The organism is Pedobacter sp. KBS0701 (assembly GCF_005938645.2).
Classification (GTDB): Bacteria; Bacteroidota; Bacteroidia; order Sphingobacteriales; family Sphingobacteriaceae; genus Pedobacter.
Window position 1 is genome coordinate 883,396 of sequence record NZ_CP042171.1, and the last position, 17,861, is coordinate 901,256.

A 17,861-nucleotide genomic window follows, 5' to 3' on the forward strand; every position below is an offset into this window, starting at 1 on the left:
TATGAAAAAGACAAGCATATTTTTAGCAGCAGTTATCTTAGCGCTTATAACCTCCTGCAAAAAAGATTACCTGGATATTGTTCCGGATAATATCGCAACAATAGAAAATGCATTTACCAATCGGAATGAAGCAGAAAAGTATCTGTTTACCTGTTACTCTTACCTGCCCCAGGAAAGCAATATCTCCCAAAATCCGGCAATGCTGGCCAGTGATGAATTTTGGACATATTGGCCAATTACGTCTTTAAGTCGGCTTCCATCTTACCCTCAGCAGATTGTAAGGGGAAATCAGTCGCTTACATCCCCTTTGCTCAATTATTGGGATGGGGAGCAGGATGGTAAAGCCATATACAAAGCTTTGCGAGACTGCAATATTTTTCTCGACAATGTAGATAAAGTGCCTGATCTGGATCCGTCACAAAAAACAATATGGACAGGCGAGGTTCAGTTTTTGAAAGCTTACTATCATTTTTACCTGTTGAGGATGTATGGGCCGATTCCGATCATTGATAAAAATCTACCCATTACGGCAACGACCGAAGAGGTAAGGGTAAAGCGTGAGCCGGTAGATAAAGTAGTCGACTATATCGCAAATTTAATGGATACTGCTGCAACCAAATTGCCCATTACCATTCAAAACCGCTCTTCTGAACTGGGACACATTACCCGTCCGATTGCGATATCCATCAAAGCAAGGGTGCTGGCATTGGCTGCAAGTCCACAGTTTAACGGAAATTCAGATTATAACGGATTAAAGAATGCAGACGGAACAGCTTTGGTAAATAGCCTTTACAGCGTTGAGAAATGGAAAAAAGCTGCAGATGCCTGTAAACAAGCTATTGACCTTTGCGATAGGGCAGGAATCCGTTTATATAAATTTAATTCCGCTGTAACCAATATATCTGATAGGCTCAAATTGGAGATGGACGTTAGAAATAGTGTCTGCGAGCCATGGAACCAGGAATTGATCTGGGGTTTTACAAATGGTATAGGCTCAGGAATACAACTTCAGTCTATACCCAGGCTTGATGTCGCAAGATCTGGCAATGAGAGTTTATTGGGGCAACTGGCACCAACAATACGCATAGCTGAATTATTTTATACCAGAAATGGAGTGCCAATCAACGAAGATAAAAGTTGGGACTTTTCTAACAGGTACAATCTAAAGACCGCTTCTTCCTCAGACGAGGATTATTTACAGAATGGCTATACCACTGCCGCATTACACTTCGATAGAGAACCCCGCTTTTATGCAGATTTGGGCTTCGACGGCTCTGTGTGGTATATGCAGAATAAAACCTGGCCGGTGCAGGCAAAATCAGGTCAGGGGCAATCAAGGCGTGCCGCATTTGGCTACTCCATTACAGGTTACTTTACCAAAAAGCTGGTTAACTGGAAGTTTGTGATACAGGATGGTCAGAGTTATACTCAGGAAGAATATCCATGGCCTTTGATGCGTTTAGCCGATCTGTATCTGCTGTATGCTGAAGCGTTGAATGAAGCAAACGGCCCTTCAGAATCGGTTTATCAATACCTTAACCTGGTTAGAGAAAGAGCTGGTCTGCAAACCGTTCAGGTTTCCTGGGATACTTATTCTATTAATCCAGGTAAATATAAAGATCAGGCGGGCCTGAGACAGATTATTCATCAGGAACGTGGAATTGAAATGGCATTCGAAGGCAGCAGGTTCTGGGATTTAAGACGTTGGAAAGAAGCTTCAGCAACATTAAATGCCCCGGTTTATGGCTGGGACATTGAACAAACTGATGCTACTGGTTATTACAGACCAAAATTGCTTTTCAATCAAAAATTTGTTGCACCCCGTGATTATCTGTGGCCGATTAAAGAGTACAATACAATTGTTAATCCAAATCTTGTTCAAAACCCAGGATGGTAATTAATTAAATAAAAGTTTAATATTATGAAAAAAAGTAAATGGTTTGTACTGCTTGCGCTGTTCTGCGTAACAATACTTGGCTGCAAAGAAGATATCCTGGCACCTTTGGAAAAAGATTCAGTAGCACCACAGCCGATTTCAAATCCGGTTTCAGAACGCATGGCCGGAGCGGTCAAGGTTTCATATAACCTTCCCTCTGATGCGGATCTGATGTACGTGATGGCTGAATACACAAATAAATACGGTAAAGTGATCAGTGTAAAAGCATCTTCATATACCAACTCGTTAACTGTTGATGGCTTTGCTGATACCGCATCCTACAATCTTAATTTGTATGCCATTGATAAATCTGAAAATAAGTCCGCACCTGTAACTATAAAAGTAAAAGCACTGGAACCACCCATTTTTGCGATTAGGAGAAGCCTGGTTTTGGTTACCGATTTCGGAGGGATCAATATAAGCTTTGCCAATCCTACGGAGGCCAATATTGCAGTTGTGGTAACCTATAAAGATTCTTTGGGCAATTTTGCAACCAAAGAAACGATCTATACCAAATCTAAAAGCGGCATTTTTTCGTCCAGGGGATTTCCTTCTAAAGAAACAATTTTCGGTGTTTACATCAGAGACAGGTGGGACAACCGCACCGATACGGCGAAGGCTACCCTAACGCCGATTTTTGAAAAAGAATTGGATAAAAGTAAATTTAAAGTACTTACTCTGCCAACTGATGCACCTGTAGGTTGGGGTTTACCCATTAACAATTTATGGGATAAAGTAATATCCGCCGAGGGCAATATGTGGCATACAACTGATGTTGGCATGCCCCTTCATGTAACATTTGATCTTGGCGTGACTGCAAAAATCAGTCGTTTTACGCTTTGGCAAAGACAAGGGGTATGGATTTATAACCATGGAAATCCCAAGCGATATGAAATATGGGGATCTAATAATCCGGCAAGTGATGGCAGTTATACCAATTGGACCAGACTGGCATCATGTGTCTCCGTTAAACCTTCTGCCCAACCACTTGGCTCCAATTCCAATGAGGACGTTGAGGCTGCTGCACGTGGTGAGGAAAACAATGTTCCTTTGAATGCCGCTCCCGTAAGATATATCCGCATCAGGGTATTGGAAACATGGGCAGGACCGGGGGGACAGGCCGCACACGTTTCAGAAATGACTTTTTATGGAAACGACAAATGATCTTTATTAAATATTATAACGATATGAAACATATTATTATTGCTTACTCCTTCATTGCGATTGCCATACTAATGGCTTCTTGCAGCAAAATGGATGAATATAAAAAGTTTACCGATGGAAAACTGATTGTTTATCCGGGTAAAGCCGATTCCTTAAGGGTTCAGTCAGGGCGCAACCGGGCATTGGTGAGGTTCCTGCTCATTTCCGATCCAAATATTGTAAAAGCCTCCATATTCTGGAATAATAAGGCAAATCATCAGGATGTATCCATTACCAGAGGGAAAGGGATAGATACAATAAAAGCAATGGTTTCCCCACTTCCAGAAGGCAACTACTCGTTTGAAGTTTTTACTTATGATAAAAGCGGAAATAAATCGGTTGCAGCTTTGAAACAAGGGGCCACTTATGGAGAGGTCTTTGAGAAATCGCTGTTGAACCGTATTTTAGAAAGTGTTGTTTATCAGCCGTCAAGCGGAACAACATTCCTGAACTGGCGGGCTTCAGATGCTGGTTCGGTAGGAGTGGATATTACTTATACTAATGTAAACGGCAAGGTAACGACTAAACGGGTAGCTAAAGATGCCACGCAAACCGTCCTTACTGATCAAAATCCAGGTACAGATCTTCAATACCGGACACTTTTTTTGCCTGACTCCTTGGCTATCGATACATTTTACAGTGTTTCTACATCCCGGAAAATAACAGAATTCTTTTTGAAAAATCCGGGGGCGCCATTCCTCCAGAGTCAAAGAGATGGAAGGTGGGGTTTACTTGCAGACTGGACCACGAATGCTGCCGCAAGAAATATGTCTAACGGCACCTTGGGCGGATGGGATTCGTATAATGGGGGTGGCTTTATTGCATTTGAGTATTGGTATACTCCACAGATTACAAATGGCAAAATCTATCAAACCACTACACTTCCACCAGGAAAATACCGTTATGTTGTGACTGTGTCTGAAATTGCCAATCCATTGGAGGCTACTTATGCCGTTGTAAACCTGGGGCAAACACTACCCGATGTCGCCAATATTTCACAAGCACTGGGAAGTTTCAAATTTTTGGATAATTCGCAAAATGGAAAAGATTTTGTCATTTCTTTCACACTGACGCAAACCCAGGAAATAACGGTGGGATTTGTTTCGACTATGGTGGTAAAACATGAGAGCAGTGTAAGATTCAGTAAAGTGAGATTGTACAGAGACTAATTAGATTAGGATTTAAGTGCGGGTAATATCATGCCGCATCCAATAATATAAGTTAATATAAATCCAAGCCATTCTACATGGCTTGGATTTCTTATGATTGGTGTAGCCTTGGTGCAATCATCATTATCAAACAACTCACCAATTCAGCGTTACCAGCTTGAATAATGTATGTTGATATGTAAGTGTTTGTAAATCAGGAGGGTATATTGGTAATTTCATGTTAAAAGAATGGTATGTGCACATTTGTATCTGTTTTGATGTTCGAGACGTTTTTTTTCTTCTCAAAAGGCATAATTGCTGCAGTTGGCAAAGTGGTTTTATTTTGCGATAACGGTTGTGACGAATGAGAATTTAGATAGGTTTATTAAAAATGCTAAAAATTTTAAAAACATTTATAAAGGTAGCCTTATAAATATTCAATATGAGAAACTATTTCCCGGCCCGATAATGGTGATATGTTATGTTTCAGCTTTTAGCCAGTATGGATTTACGCTTAATATTAAAAGCAAAACCTTATCCATTTCAAAATACACCAATCCCTGTGGCAAAATCATTAACATTAATCTGGTAATCGATAAAAGGAAAAATGATTTATAACTTTGAAGAATCAGGCAATGATGTTGGATTTCATAATGAAGGTAGTAGAAACTGATATAAAAATCTAACAGAAAATATCGCTTTATATACACCGCGTGATGAACTAAAGATCTCGGGTGTAGTCAATCCCGGATTAACCGATATATACACATGTTATTTTATTAGCACTCAATTAATTTGCATGAAATCGTGCAGAACGAAATATTCCCCAAGTACATAACTGCTGGTATTTAACGATAAGTCATGACCTGATATTTAATACGAAAAGTCGGAAAAATATAAAAAGATGTCTGATTATAATAAACCCTGCCTCTTTGTTACGTTTTATATTTGGATTATATTCTTTTTCTGTTAAAGAATGTATAACCAAGTATTTAAAGTACCGTAATGGACGTCTGTAATTATTTATCAACTGGTTTCTTTTGTCCCTGAATCTGAATATATAAAAACTTCTGTTTATGTATCCAACACCAAATAATCACATGCCTATGAGAAGAAAATGAACCTAAATAAACGCTTGACTAGCTTTTTATAATGGCCGACAGTTTTATTAAACCTGAATAAACAGGTTATTAAGTATGTTTTGCCTAAAATTTAATAAATAAACAAACTAACCAAATATGGAAATAATTCCAAAAGCGCTAAAATCTTGGCGCATATTGTTAACAATATTGACCATCAGTTCAATACTTTCTACGGCCCCTTTTGCTAAAGTGGTTGCCAATACAGGTTTAAGTCTTTCAAAAGATGTAAATGCTTACATCAATACAAATGAAGGGGTTATTTCCCTTCCGGGATCTAAAAAAAGTGAAATTAATATAAATGGTAAAGTTACCGATGTAAATGGAAAAGCAATCCCAGGAGTTGTGGTAAAACATAAAGAATCCGGAAAAGCTACCCAGACAGATACCGAGGGTAATTATTCTCTGAGCATTCCTGATCGTAAAGGTACGCTGGTCTTTAGTTTCATCGGTTTCGCTTCGAAAGAAGTTGTTATTGGAGAGCAGACACAAATTAATGTTCAGCTTGTTGATGATAACAAAAAGCTTGATGAGGTTGTTATAGTAGGCTACGGTACCCAAAAGAAAGTCAACCTGACCGGATCGGTAAGTACTGTTTCTTCAAAGGACCTTGATAACCGACCAATTACACAGGCCTCCCAGGCGCTTTCAGGTTTATCACCTGGTGTACAGGTACAACAAAATGGCGGCCGCCCGGGCAGTGATGGCGCGAGGGTAATTATCAGGGGAGTAGGAACATTCAATGCAGGCAGCAACCCCTTAATATTGATTGATGGGATTGCAGGTTCGTTGGATGATGTAGCGCCAGATAATATTGCCAGCATGACGGTACTAAAAGATGCAGCCTCTGCTGCGATTTATGGTAACAGGGCGGCAAATGGCGTAGTATTGATAACGACTAAACGTGGTCAAAAAGGGAAAACAGTAATTGGTTATAACAACTATTTTGGTTGGGAAAAAATAACGAGTTTGCCTCAATTTGTTGATTCCTGGACTTATGCAGAACTAACCGGTGCAAGTGCCGATGTGGTAGCCAAATATAAAAGCGGCACAGATCCGGATAATTTTCCAAATGTATTCCATTTGAAAAATTTATTAAATACGGGTTCAGGTTTTCAGCAATACCACAATGTTAATGTATCTGGAGGTGAAGGTAACAACGTTTATTACCTTTCAGGTAGCTATCGTGACCATAATGGATTAACGGCAGAGACCAATAACAAAAGATACGATATCCAGGCCAATATTGATACCCGTATAAAAGAAAACCTGAATCTTAAAACCAGTATACTCGGTTTTTCTCAGTTTCAGACACAACCTCAGTCCAATTCGGCAGGGATAGGTGGTATTATTGGATTTTCGGTGCGTGAGCCCAATACCATTGCAGGACTGAAATCAGATGGCACTTATGGCCGTCAGGATTTCTATGCCCCGGAAGCATGGCTGGCCAGTGAAGGTTTTAACAATTTGCGTGCTAAAAACTTTTATGGAAATTCTACACTATCCTGGGACATTATACCAGGTTTAAACCTAAGCGGAACTGCCGGATACCATTATTACACCAGCGTTAATACAACCTATGTCGCTGACATCAATATAGACCATAATACCTATGTGGGGCCAAATAGCTTGAACATCGAAAATAGAGATGGAAATGAAGTAACCCTAAATTTACTATTAAAGTATGCTAAAAGCTTTGGTAAACATAATTTATCTATTTTAGGTGGTTATCAGCAAGAAGCACACCGCGATAATTATTCAAGGGCGTTTCGGGATAAATTTCCTAACAATCTGCTGTATCAGATTGATGCAGGCGCAACAACCAATCAGCAAACATCAGGTAACGCAAATGAGTATGCATTCAGGTCTTATTTTGCCCGTTTAAATTACGATTTTGGAGGCAAATATCTTTTTGAAGCCAATGTGCGCTACGACGGTTCTTCCAGGTTCGCACCTGACAATAGATTTGGTGTTTTTCCAGCCGTTTCCGCTGGTTGGAGACTTTCAGAAGAATCTTTTATAAAGGATAATATCAGCTGGATTAATGAGTTGAAAATCCGCGCATCTTATGGCTCTCTGGGTAATGCGAATATTTCGGATAGAAATGGTAATATATTAAATTATCCGTACCAATATACCTTTAGCACCGAGCCAAAATATACTTTTGGAGGAGTGATTGCACCAGGTGCTGCTGTTACTTCGGCTGTAAATACCGATATCAAATGGGAGACAACAACTACAACCAATCTCGGTCTTGATTTTACATTGTTTAAAAATCACCTAAGCGGTACTGTAGATATTTACGACAGGACAGCGAAAGATATTCTTTATCTGGTGCCGGTATCCTCAACATTAGGCCTGACGCCGCCAATACAAAATGCTGGTTCCATTCAGAATAGGGGTATTGAGTTAAGTTTAACTTATAATACAAAAATCGGTCAGGTAAACATAGGAGTATCACCAAATTTTTCTTATAACAATCAGAAAGTAATCAAAATAGCCGGTGACATTCAAAGTGTTATCCCCAATTTCTTTGTAGGTCAGCCGTTAAACCCAATTTATGGATTTGTAGCCGATGGTCTTTTTGTTGATGCTGCAGATGTGGCCAGTTATCCATCACAGCCAAGCGGTGGTGCCCCGGGTAACATCAGATTTAAGGACATTAGCGGACCAAATGGTGTTCCCGATGGAAAGGTTGATGCTACCTACGACAGGGCCATTCTGGGTAATACCAATCCAAAAACTTCCTACGGTTTAAATTTAACTGCAGCATATAAAGGCTTCGATCTAGCTGCATTATTTTCTGGACTTGGAGGATACACGGTACAGATGGGTTCATATCAGGCTTATGCCTTATATAACGGTGGCAATGTCCAGCAATGGCAATATGAAAATGCCTGGACAACGCAAAATCCCGACCGTAATGCCACTTATCCACGTATTACCAATTTGAGCCAGGGAAGTGCCAATGTACAAACAAACTCCTATTGGAACAGATCAGGGACTTTCTTGAGATTGAAAAATGCGCAGATTGGCTATACCATACCTGCTAATCTGACCAAAAAAATCAGTTTAGACAAAGTTAGGGTCTTTGTGGGGGGGCAAAATCTTTTCACATTAAACGATTTTTATAAAGGATGGGATCCGGAAAATGGTCAGGGGTCTGGAGACAATCCAAGCTTCTATCCGCTTTCTGCCATCTATACCTTTGGTATAAATGTGAAATTGTAATATGATGTAGTTAGGATCATTAAATAAAACAAAATGAAAAATTATATATATAAATTAACAGTTGTGGTTGGATGTACCTTTCTGACTATGATTGCAGGATGTAAAAAAGACCTTTTAGATACCCAGCCGCTATCATCAATCTCGGATGCCACTTTCTGGAAAACAGCTGGTGATGCAACACTTGCTTTGAATGGGGTTTATGACAGTGGGGCAGGTTTTACCGGCTACAATTTCTGGGCCGCAACATCAATGGTTAACCTTGATCTGATGGCCGGTAATGGATCGGAGAAGGAGTCAATTCCTGATAATTTTACCAATGGCACGCTAAATTCTACTTATAGCTTTGTAGGATCCTATTATTCTCAGGCTTATTCACAAATTACCCGGTGCAACAATTTTTTAGCTAATATTGGTGCTGTTACAATGGATGCTGCGCAAAAAGCAGTAATGATAGGTGAGGTAAAAACGATTAGGGCATACAATTACTTTAATCTGGCCTTGTATTTCGGGGATGTGCCACTTGTACAAAAACTGTTGACGGTAGATGAAGCAAATTCTGTATCCCGCACACCTAAAGCAGAGGTATGGGCATTTTGTGAAAGTGAGCTTAAGGCAGCAGCGGCAGCACTTCCTGTTTCGGTAAGTGCAGACCGTCTTGGTCACATGACCTCTGCTTCGGCACTGGCAATTCTGGGTCGTTTACAGCTTGCTCAGAAAAAGTGGGCAGATGCGGCCACTACCTACAAAACCATTATCGATTTTAATTACTATTCAATTGATCCAAGATATCGTGAACTTTTCTTAAATGCGGGGGAAACCAGTCGTGAGATCATCATGTCGATGCAGTACATCAGAGATACTTATAACCACGCCCTATTACAATATCTTACTCCTGAAACCTGGGGAGGATGGCATCAGTATTCCCCATTTAATGAATTGGTCGAAGCCTATGAGTGTAAGGATGGAAAAACGATAGCAGAATCGCCTTTGTTTGATAAAAATAATCCTTACAACAACCGTGACCCAAGAATGGATTTCAATATCATGATCTCTGACCGCACAAGTTTCCGTGGTAAAGTTTATTCGGCAAAGCCCGGTACAACACTTCCTGATCGATTGAATCAGTATCCTGGAGTTTGGAGCGGATATGTAATCTATAAATTCTTAGAAGATGATCCGGCAGTAGCCACGACTAACAATACCGGAAACAATTTTCCCTTAATCAGATACGCAGAAGTATTATTGGGTTATTTAGAGGCAAAATTAGAGTCGGGAGGGGGAGTAGATCAGTCTCTATTAGATGCAACGATCAATAAAGTGAGAGGTAGGGCAGCGGTATTGATGCCACCCGTTACCACAACAGATCCAACTGCACTTAGAACCATTATCCGAAGAGAACGAAGGGTAGAATTTGCCTTTGAAGGCATCAGATATTTTGATTGTTTAAGATGGGGAATTATAGGTTCAGAAAACAATCAACAGTTTACCGGTATGAAACTTACCAATGATCCAGCTAACTATAAAGATTATCCTGTAAACTCAAATGGGTACTATATCTTTAAAAAGCGCAGTTTTGTAATCGGTAAGAATGAACTCTGGCCAATTCCTCAATCAGAAAGGGATCTTAATAAAAACCTGACCCAGAATCCGGGCTATTAATCGATTCCGTGGTTCAAAGCCGTTCTGTTGAGATACTCGGCAAGTGGAGTAATATCGATATTTATTCAATTTATTGTGCAGGACAGAAATTAGGTTAGTTTAATGAGCGTCATTCCTAAGGGGATGGCGTTTTTTAAAGAATATGGGATAGTTATCCATTCAATAGACCTCGAATAAGATAATGTACTTTACAGGCTTAAGTTTAACTTTATCTGACCTGCTCATTAACCACCATTTATTACAGTTATAATTTTAAACGTTTGTAGTTAATGAAGCCAAAGGTTTTAAATTTGTCAAATGGTTTATTCCATTCATTTAGTGCCAGATTAGATACCCAGCCCAATGTTAATAGCCATTGGCATTGTCATAATGAGCTGGAATTGGTTTATTTCAAACGAGGCAATGGCACACAGTTTGTTGGTGACAGCGTAAAACAATTTAGAGACGGCGATGTCGTTTTGCTGGGGAGTAATTTGCCACATTATTGGCAGTTTTCAAAAAAATACTTAGATAGCGATAGTGGTGCTGCTGTTGAAATATATGTTGTCCACTTCAATGAGAATTTTTGGGGCGATGTTTTACTGGGGCTACCAGAATTCCAGGAAATTAGAAGAATGCTCGAATTTTGCAAGCATGGACTTCAGGTTCTGGGAAAGCAAAAAGCAAATTTAGGATTATTAATTTCTCAGTTGGTAAGTTCATCAGGTTCTAAGCGGATTTCTCTTCTAATAGATTGTCTTTCTGAAATTTCGGCCTGTAAAGAAGCTAGAAAGCTTACCACAATGGGCTTTCAGCCACATTTACCGCAGGCCAGTATAAATAGATTAGAATCTATATATGATTATACGATGAGAAATCATAAAAGAAAAATCGACATAGGGAAAATCGCCGGTTTTGCAAATTTGAGACCTAAATCTTTTTGCAGGCTTTTTAAAAAAGCCAGCGGAAAAACTTACATACAATTCTTAAACGAAGTCCGGATTGGGCAGGCATGCCAGCTTCTTACTGAAGGCAGGCTGAGCGTGAAGGAAATCTGTTATGAGAGCGGTTTCATATCTTTCACTAGTTTTCATAGAACCTTTAAGAGCCTCACAGGTACAACACCTTTGGGTTATCAAAAAAAAGATTAATTAAACTCGGGTGATGGTGAGATTTCCTGTTCAAAGCTGATTTCATCAACGGCAATCAACGGCTTTTTGTTCCGCGAACCGTTAAGCAAATTTCGCTCGAAAAGATTTTTTTAACACCTTTCGCATGAACATGTAGCACCGTAAAGTTCCAGTTGACTGGATCAATTGTTTCGTAAAGCTGTTTCATTGAATAGTTATCATATTATTTAGTAATTTGTATTCATTTGCACATTTGCCTGCAGCAAATATTCATTATATTTAAATAATGTTGGCGCTGAAAGTTTAAATAGGTAGCTGGTTATACAACCGCCTATTTTGGAAATAAAAACCCATCCTACTGAATGACCAATTATCCCATGTGCTCAAATTTAACGACTATCTTTTCGGGATTCTGCGCCAACAGATAGTCGGACATGCACGCAAGGTTGTTATTGCCAAACCGGTCAACGGAGCAAAATGGCAGTGCAGCAGTTAGCGGGGATTCATCAGGGAGAGGTGTTTAGTTTAAAGAATAGGATTGTTTAATATGGTTAACTGGAATTGTTTAATCGAATTAGGACTCTGGATTGTTTAATCTGTTAATTGTATCAAATCGGCTAAAGACGGCTAACCCACTCCAAACTCAAAAACGGCTCAATCTTTGCTCCAAGCAAAGCTTAAATTAATAAGGAAACCCCATTTAGATCATGAACAATTTACAAGCACTATCCCAAAAATCAAGACTCACTATTTTAGTCCTCATTACTCTTTTTTTCTCTGCCTGCTCAGAAACCCCTCAACGTTTCTTCGACATCGCCATCCTTAACACCAATATGATCAACGATTTTGCGAGCGCAGATCTGGCCCGCCATATTAACGATGAAACGAAAGAGTATCCCGATATTCCATCCAGTAAAAAGAAAGGTGACGAAGCTGCAGTTAGCCTCAATAACAAAATACTATACCTCGAACAATCGCTCGAAAAAGTGAAAAAACTTTCAGCTTCAGGAGAAGAAGAAAAAGAAATTAAAGCGCTCTCCCAGCAATTATATGAGCTCGTTATCCCTGTTTATAAAAACGAATATCTTGCTTACGCTAAATTGTGCGATAGTAAAGGCAGCCAAAGTGCCAAAGACGAAATTATTAAAAACATCGACCAGAAATATGGCGCCCGTTTTGAGCAAAACTTTAATGCCTTAATGGAAAAAGGTAAAGCCTACGCCCAACAAAACAATATCCAGGTAAACTGGGGCCAATAAAATAAGTAATGGTTTAATCCAGGTGCGATGCATTTGGATTAAATATGGCTGATCTTACCAGAAACCCTCAACGGACATTTTTAAGTAACACGATGCGCTTTACCTTGGGCTAGGCCATATAAAAACTAATGTTCCGAATTTATATATTTCAGTAAAGTTGTCGAAAATTAGGTAAGCTGATTTAAGTCCGGCTGTTCTATTGGTACCGCTGCTGGTATCTGTTTTAGGTTAGGTTAATGTAATAGGGGTTATTGGATTTATTTGTCTGCCGCTGCAGGTCGGGCCATCAACCGTATCTTTTTCTTCTGGTAAAGTACCGAATCTGTTTCCTTACACTTGGGTTAAGATTTTATTTGGTTGTATTTATTTTGGTGCTCTGGTTATTTCACCACGTTAATGCCGTGGTTTAATGGCCTGCCTAATTTACCCTCTTACAATGAAGCGCGAACATTTCGGTCTCACTCCCTTTGCAGGTTACAGGGTTTATCCCTTATCCGGCAATGCTGTTTATAAATAAAGATTTTTATGATCCCTTCCTGTCTTAAAACTTTCAGCCAGTTTCAGTGGTTGTAACACCATGCAGATTTTATCTCCCACGGCTGCGCATGGACCAGCAAAAAAATTATATCCCTATCAGCAGTATGCAATCGAAACCCTGTTTGAAAAAATGCAGACCGGGGCTGATCAGCTGCGCTTGCTCTACCAGTTACCTACAGGTGGTGGTAAAACAGTTATCTTTTCTGAAATTGCCGATCGTTTTATAAAGCAATACGGAAAGAAAGTAATCGTGCTGACCCACCGGCAGGAGTTATGCAAACAGACTTCGCTGGCACTGAAAAATACAGGCGTTTTTAATAAAGTAGTAGACAGCAAAGTTAAAAGGATAGCCAAAAAAGATTATTATTATTGTTATGTAGCCATGGTCGAAACCCTTAAACACAGGATCGATGATGGTCTGATTGATACCGGAGAGGTAGGCCTTGTGATTGTAGATGAGGCCCATCACAATTCATTCCATAAACTGCTTAAAAAATTTCCGGGTGCCAGGATAATCGGGGTAACGGCCACCCCTTTTTCGGCAGATGCAGCATTGCCTATGAAAAGCTTTTACAGTGAACTGGTGCTTGGAGAGCAGATAAATTCACTGATCGAACAGGGCTTTTTGGCAAAGCCAAAAAGTTTTGGCTATGAGGTAGAACTCAACACGCTCAACAGGGGCATTCACGGCGATTTTACGGTGAGCAGCTCCGATGAGTTATATTCCTCCAAAGTAATGCTCGATCTTCTGATTCATGCTTACAGGGAACATGCGCTCGGGAAAAAGACATTGATTTTCAATAACGGTATATTTACCTCAAGGAAGGTACTGGAAGTTTTTCAGCAGGCCGGTTACCCCATACGCCACCTGGATAACCAGACAGAAAATGCAGAACGGGTTGAAATATTAAAATGGTTTAAAAAAACAAAGGGAGCGATATTAACATCAGTATCCATATTAACTACTGGTTTTGATGAACCGTCTGTGCAGTCGGTTATCCTGAACCGTGCCACCACCTCACTTACGCTTTATCACCAGATGATCGGCAGGGGAGCCAGGCGTTTGCCCGGTAAAAAAACTTTTAATATTATAGACCTTGGCAATAATGTAGAAAGGTTTGGAGAATGGGATGCACCGGTAAACTGGCAGCATGTATTTGAAAACCCCGAAATCTATCACCAGATCCTGGCAAAGGCCAGTGATGATCTCCACCAGATGCCTGCCGAAATGAGGAACAGGTTCCCCAACAGCACGGGGATATCATTCGATGTACTCGCGGCCTATCAAACAGCAATGGAGAAAGGGGAAAAAGCAAGGACCGTACTCCGCGATTCCATCAGGCAACATGCAATGATGTGCACTGACAATGCTGATACGGTGAGCAATGCATTTGAATTGGTACAGGAACTCGATAAAGAAATCGACTGGAGGATAAAACAATACGGCAAATGCCTGGGCTCGGTAACCAAAAACTATATCAAGTGGTTGGGCAGCGACTACCGGAGCCGTTTGCACAGCCTGATCGAGAAAATAATGTCTAGGCGGGCAGCAATGCGCGCAGCAGTTTAATCTAAAGCAGGGATTGATGGAAACAGCTATCGAAAAGCCTGATCTGAAAAGGACAGGCCTTAAGTTTACAGGGAGGAAAGATCTTGATTGTTAATTATTGCAACAGCGGATGGGAAATCATCACCCAAAGGGCTCATGGCCTTTTGGCCGGGCAGATCTGTGCCAGATGGAAAATCTCCGATCAGCCACAGCGCTGGGTAGAAACCCTCACCGCTACCACCGGGCACGACGATGTTTTTAACGAATTTGTCCGTGGGCCGCTGTTATCAGATAGGGGCGGACCCCTCGATTTCAAAATGACAGGTTTTGATGAATCGGCCTGCAGGGAAATGATGGATAATGCCATCAGTAAGAGCCGTTTCATTGCGCTGCTTTTTTCAAGGCATATTTCTTTTACCCATGGTGATGAAGCTTCGGCCAGGCCTTACCTTACGGAGCTTAAAAAGCTTGAAAAGAAATGGATCAGGGAAGCGCAGAGCAGCACCGGCGAGGTAGACCGCGCTTATGCTTTACTCGAATTCTGTGATGCTTTTTCACTGCTCATCTGCCAGGACCAGATTCCGCCTGAGGAACGCCTTCTTGAAATTAGTAAAGGTCCAAGCGGCAAATCTGTCCGGTTTTTTCAGCGGGGGCAACAGCTTATTGTTACACCATGGCCTTTTGAGGTCGATACTTTTGAAGTATGTTACGAGCGGCTTACTTTGAATGAAATTGGTTTCGAAAACGATGAGGCATTTAGAACGGCCCTGCGTAATGCGGGGCTTGAACTTCGAAAGCTGATCATCTCGAGAGAATGATCCCGCTTTGGTATTTCTTCAATCTGATCAGCATAAGCTGTTTTTAAAAACTTTAGCCCGCTAAGGACGGTTATTAATAGTGATGAGAAAATTAGATGCTTTTGAGTGGCTGTTGATCTGCCTGATGCTGGCTACATTTATTGCCGGGATAATGGTTGCTTTATCACGTGATGACCGCACAGCGGCCGTTCCAAAGCGTTATCCCATAGTTGCGTTATGCCGTTAGTTAATGCCCTTAATCCATAAATTTTACCATTACTTTTACAGCCCGTTATTTAGACGCAATCATAAGAGTTCATTTTATCCTTCCACAGTATTCCGCACCTAAAAATGACATTACCAGAAAAACATCCTGCATACAATTATCAGGTAAATCCGGATTTAACCAGCATCAATTGGCAACGTGTACTCCAACTTTTTCAGGAGATTAACTGGAAACACCGCTTAGCCGGAGAGATAGAAAAAGCTTTCAAAATGAGCACCTCCACGCTTTTTATCTATGAGGGGGAAATGATCATCGCTTTCGGCAGGGTTATAGGTGATGGAAGGTATTATGCCATGCTGGCAGATGTAGTGGTAGACCCAGCCTATCAGGGCCAGGGACTGGGCAGATACCTGGTTATGGCGCTGAACAGCCAGTTGGAAAATTATCATTTTGTTAACCTTAGTGCTGCCCCTGGAGCCGATCGTTTCTACAAGACCCTCGGGTGGAAAAAGCAGACTACGGCGTATATATGGCCCCAGGGGCCTAAACAGCTGAGACAGCATTGCGAAAAGGATTAAAATGGCAAGCGCGGTTTATTGCATCACTTGAGATAGTGCCATTCGCGGATAAAAAGGAATCAAAATGTCATAATATATCCTATTGCACTTATAGATGCTAAAATGAAAATACCCATATCTCATCAAACAAAGCAGGCTGATATCCAAAACACCATTTTATCCCTCGCTACAGAACGCGGGCCCGGTAAGAGCACCTGCCCATCCGAAATCGCCCGCCTGTTATTTCCGCAAGAATGGCGAAACCAAATGAAAGCGGTGCGCGATGTGGCTATTGATCTGCATAAACAGGGCAGGGTTGTCATCACCCAAAAAGGGAAACCTGTTGACATTGACAGGATCAAGGGACCTATACGGATCAAAATGGTTTAATCCATTGCAGTGTTGTTTATTACAGAGAGGCTGGTTAAGCAGTTTTTCCATCTTAATTTTTTTGCATAAAGAGCAGTGATTTTTAATCCTTTCGCTTTGAATACTTCTATTGCTTCACCAGGTTTATCCCATTTATCGGGATATTCACTGATCAGATCCCTATTTTTGGATTGTTTGCATGTTTGAAATAACTGGCCTGCACCAACGGGAATTTTTCAAAGCATACACCGCATGAGGTGTTCCAAAAGTCAATACAGTAATCTTTCCGTTAAACCAGTAGCTGTAACCTGTAAATGAGATCCAGAGCGAGCTGATCAACACTATCGCTGAAATAGAAAGGGCCAGTATCTGTTACCTGAATGCCTATAATCAAACTCCCTATTATAATATCCAATGTATGTGCCGTGCTGCTGGGAATAGTCGAAAGACCTGACTGAAAATCTGGAAGATAAACAGCTAAAAAAAGTATCATAATCGGGAGAATAGCCAAAATGGGTATGGAGATAAATACTGCTGATGAGAGGTTTTTTCGTGAGCCGACTGCCCAAATACTGCTTAAGACGGTTTGATTTACTGCTGCCTGTGATAATGGCGATGAACTTCCAGCTTTCTGAAACAGCAACATTAGATCATAGCAGGTATTCATATTCCTTTATTTCAAAAGTTTGGTCAGTTTGAATTATAATTATATTTTTATAACCATGAAATGGTGCCTTTTTAAAACCGCCCGGCTAAAGCAAAATAGTGATTGACCGTATGGCGAAAAGAATATACGTCCTGGAGGATGATAAAGAAATTAGTGAAATTGTTCAAATGGTGCTCGAAATGGAAGGTTACCAGGTAAGCTGCTTCGCCGATGTGAGCAGATTTAATGCAGGGAAAGCAGGCGGGGTACCAGATCTTTACTTGCTGGATATTATGTTACCCGATGGCAATGGCCTCGAAGTTAGGGCTGCATTAACTAACGACCCCATAACCGCACACATTCCTGTTCTGATCATGAGCGCCCATACCAATGTTGCTGAAGTCTCAAACTGGCCCGGCGAAAAGCATTTTATCGCAAAACCCTTCGATATCTACAAGCTCACTGAAAAAATAGCAATGCTGCTTAAAGGCTAATG

At 40.7% G+C, this 17,861-nt stretch carries 13 protein-coding genes; 12 read left to right on the top strand and 1 reads right to left on the bottom strand.

The features are described 5' to 3' along the window. The first annotated feature begins 1 nt into the window (after position 1). From FFJ24_RS03480 to FFJ24_RS03530, 11 genes are all read left to right on the top strand, one after another. Complete coding sequence (locus tag FFJ24_RS03480; RefSeq protein ID WP_138822592.1) at positions 2-1,897, top strand: RagB/SusD family nutrient uptake outer membrane protein; 1,896 nt, start codon at positions 2-4, stop codon at positions 1,895-1,897. Between the two features lie 24 nt (positions 1,898-1,921). Further along, complete coding sequence (locus FFJ24_RS03485) at positions 1,922-3,100, top strand: DUF5000 domain-containing lipoprotein (protein WP_138822594.1); 1,179 nt, start codon at positions 1,922-1,924, stop codon at positions 3,098-3,100. A gap of 23 nt (positions 3,101-3,123) precedes the next feature. Next, positions 3,124-4,308 carry a DUF4998 domain-containing protein gene (locus tag FFJ24_RS03490; RefSeq protein ID WP_168202374.1) on the top strand — a complete coding sequence of 395 codons (1,185 nt, stop codon included), beginning with the start codon at positions 3,124-3,126 and terminating at the stop codon, positions 4,306-4,308. Positions 4,309-5,525: 1,217 nt separating this feature from the next. Continuing rightward, positions 5,526-8,657 carry a TonB-dependent receptor gene (locus tag FFJ24_RS03495; protein WP_138822598.1) on the top strand — a complete coding sequence of 1,044 codons (3,132 nt, stop codon included), beginning with the start codon at positions 5,526-5,528 and terminating at the stop codon, positions 8,655-8,657. Positions 8,658-8,690: 33 nt separating this feature from the next. Continuing rightward, the gene (locus tag FFJ24_RS03500) at positions 8,691-10,316 is read left to right on the top strand and encodes a RagB/SusD family nutrient uptake outer membrane protein (RefSeq protein ID WP_138822599.1); all 1,626 of its coding nucleotides are present in this window, start codon (positions 8,691-8,693) and stop codon (positions 10,314-10,316) included. A 290-nt stretch (positions 10,317-10,606) separates the two neighbouring features. Then, positions 10,607-11,446 carry an AraC family transcriptional regulator gene (locus FFJ24_RS03505; protein ID WP_210419450.1) on the top strand — a complete coding sequence of 280 codons (840 nt, stop codon included), beginning with the start codon at positions 10,607-10,609 and terminating at the stop codon, positions 11,444-11,446. 686 nt (positions 11,447-12,132) lie between these two features. Further along, the gene (locus tag FFJ24_RS03510; RefSeq protein WP_138822603.1) at positions 12,133-12,684 is read left to right on the top strand and encodes a hypothetical protein; all 552 of its coding nucleotides are present in this window, start codon (positions 12,133-12,135) and stop codon (positions 12,682-12,684) included. A gap of 577 nt (positions 12,685-13,261) precedes the next feature. Beyond that, the gene (locus tag FFJ24_RS03515; protein ID WP_138822605.1) at positions 13,262-14,791 is read left to right on the top strand and encodes a DEAD/DEAH box helicase; all 1,530 of its coding nucleotides are present in this window, start codon (positions 13,262-13,264) and stop codon (positions 14,789-14,791) included. 83 nt (positions 14,792-14,874) lie between these two features. Continuing rightward, positions 14,875-15,588: a DUF3891 family protein gene (locus FFJ24_RS03520; protein ID WP_168202375.1), complete on the top strand. Its 714-nt coding sequence runs from the start codon at positions 14,875-14,877 to the stop codon at positions 15,586-15,588. Between the two features lie 330 nt (positions 15,589-15,918). Continuing rightward, on the top strand, positions 15,919-16,371 hold the full coding sequence (locus tag FFJ24_RS03525; protein WP_138822609.1) for a GNAT family N-acetyltransferase: 453 nt from the start codon (positions 15,919-15,921) through the stop codon (positions 16,369-16,371). 102 nt (positions 16,372-16,473) lie between these two features. Further along, a complete protein-coding gene (locus tag FFJ24_RS03530; protein ID WP_138822611.1) occupies positions 16,474-16,740 on the top strand; it encodes a DUF3253 domain-containing protein in 267 nt (88 codons plus the stop codon). 268 nt (positions 16,741-17,008) lie between these two features. Here the strand turns inward: FFJ24_RS03530 and FFJ24_RS03535 are convergent, their stop codons facing one another. Next, positions 17,009-17,386, bottom strand: a complete 378-nt coding sequence (locus FFJ24_RS03535; protein ID WP_138822613.1) for a hypothetical protein — start codon at positions 17,384-17,386, stop codon at positions 17,009-17,011. 110 nt (positions 17,387-17,496) lie between these two features. Here FFJ24_RS03535 and FFJ24_RS03540 point away from each other — a divergent pair, with 110 nt between their 5' ends. Further along, positions 17,497-17,859, top strand: coding sequence for a response regulator transcription factor (locus FFJ24_RS03540; protein WP_138821362.1), 363 nt, complete (start codon positions 17,497-17,499; stop codon positions 17,857-17,859). The last annotated feature ends 2 nt before the right edge of the window (positions 17,860-17,861 follow it).

Bases quoted from the DNA above. Each gene is read 5' to 3' on its own strand.
- FFJ24_RS03490 (WP_168202374.1), top strand. From the start codon at position 3,124: ATGAAACATATTATTATTGCTTACTCCTTCATTGCGATTGCCATACTA.
- FFJ24_RS03485 (WP_138822594.1), top strand. From the start codon at position 1,922: ATGAAAAAAAGTAAATGGTTTGTACTGCTTGCGCTGTTCTGCGTAACA.
- FFJ24_RS03500 (WP_138822599.1), top strand. From the start codon at position 8,691: ATGAAAAATTATATATATAAATTAACAGTTGTGGTTGGATGTACCTTT.
- FFJ24_RS03480 (WP_138822592.1), top strand. From the start codon at position 2: ATGAAAAAGACAAGCATATTTTTAGCAGCAGTTATCTTAGCGCTTATA.
- FFJ24_RS03495 (WP_138822598.1), top strand. From the start codon at position 5,526: ATGGAAATAATTCCAAAAGCGCTAAAATCTTGGCGCATATTGTTAACA.
- FFJ24_RS03515 (WP_138822605.1), top strand. From the start codon at position 13,262: ATGCAGATTTTATCTCCCACGGCTGCGCATGGACCAGCAAAAAAATTA.
- FFJ24_RS03535 (WP_138822613.1), bottom strand. From the start codon at position 17,386: ATGAATACCTGCTATGATCTAATGTTGCTGTTTCAGAAAGCTGGAAGT.
- FFJ24_RS03540 (WP_138821362.1), top strand. From the start codon at position 17,497: ATGGCGAAAAGAATATACGTCCTGGAGGATGATAAAGAAATTAGTGAA.
- FFJ24_RS03510 (WP_138822603.1), top strand. From the start codon at position 12,133: ATGAACAATTTACAAGCACTATCCCAAAAATCAAGACTCACTATTTTA.
- FFJ24_RS03525 (WP_138822609.1), top strand. From the start codon at position 15,919: ATGACATTACCAGAAAAACATCCTGCATACAATTATCAGGTAAATCCG.
- FFJ24_RS03530 (WP_138822611.1), top strand. From the start codon at position 16,474: ATGAAAATACCCATATCTCATCAAACAAAGCAGGCTGATATCCAAAAC.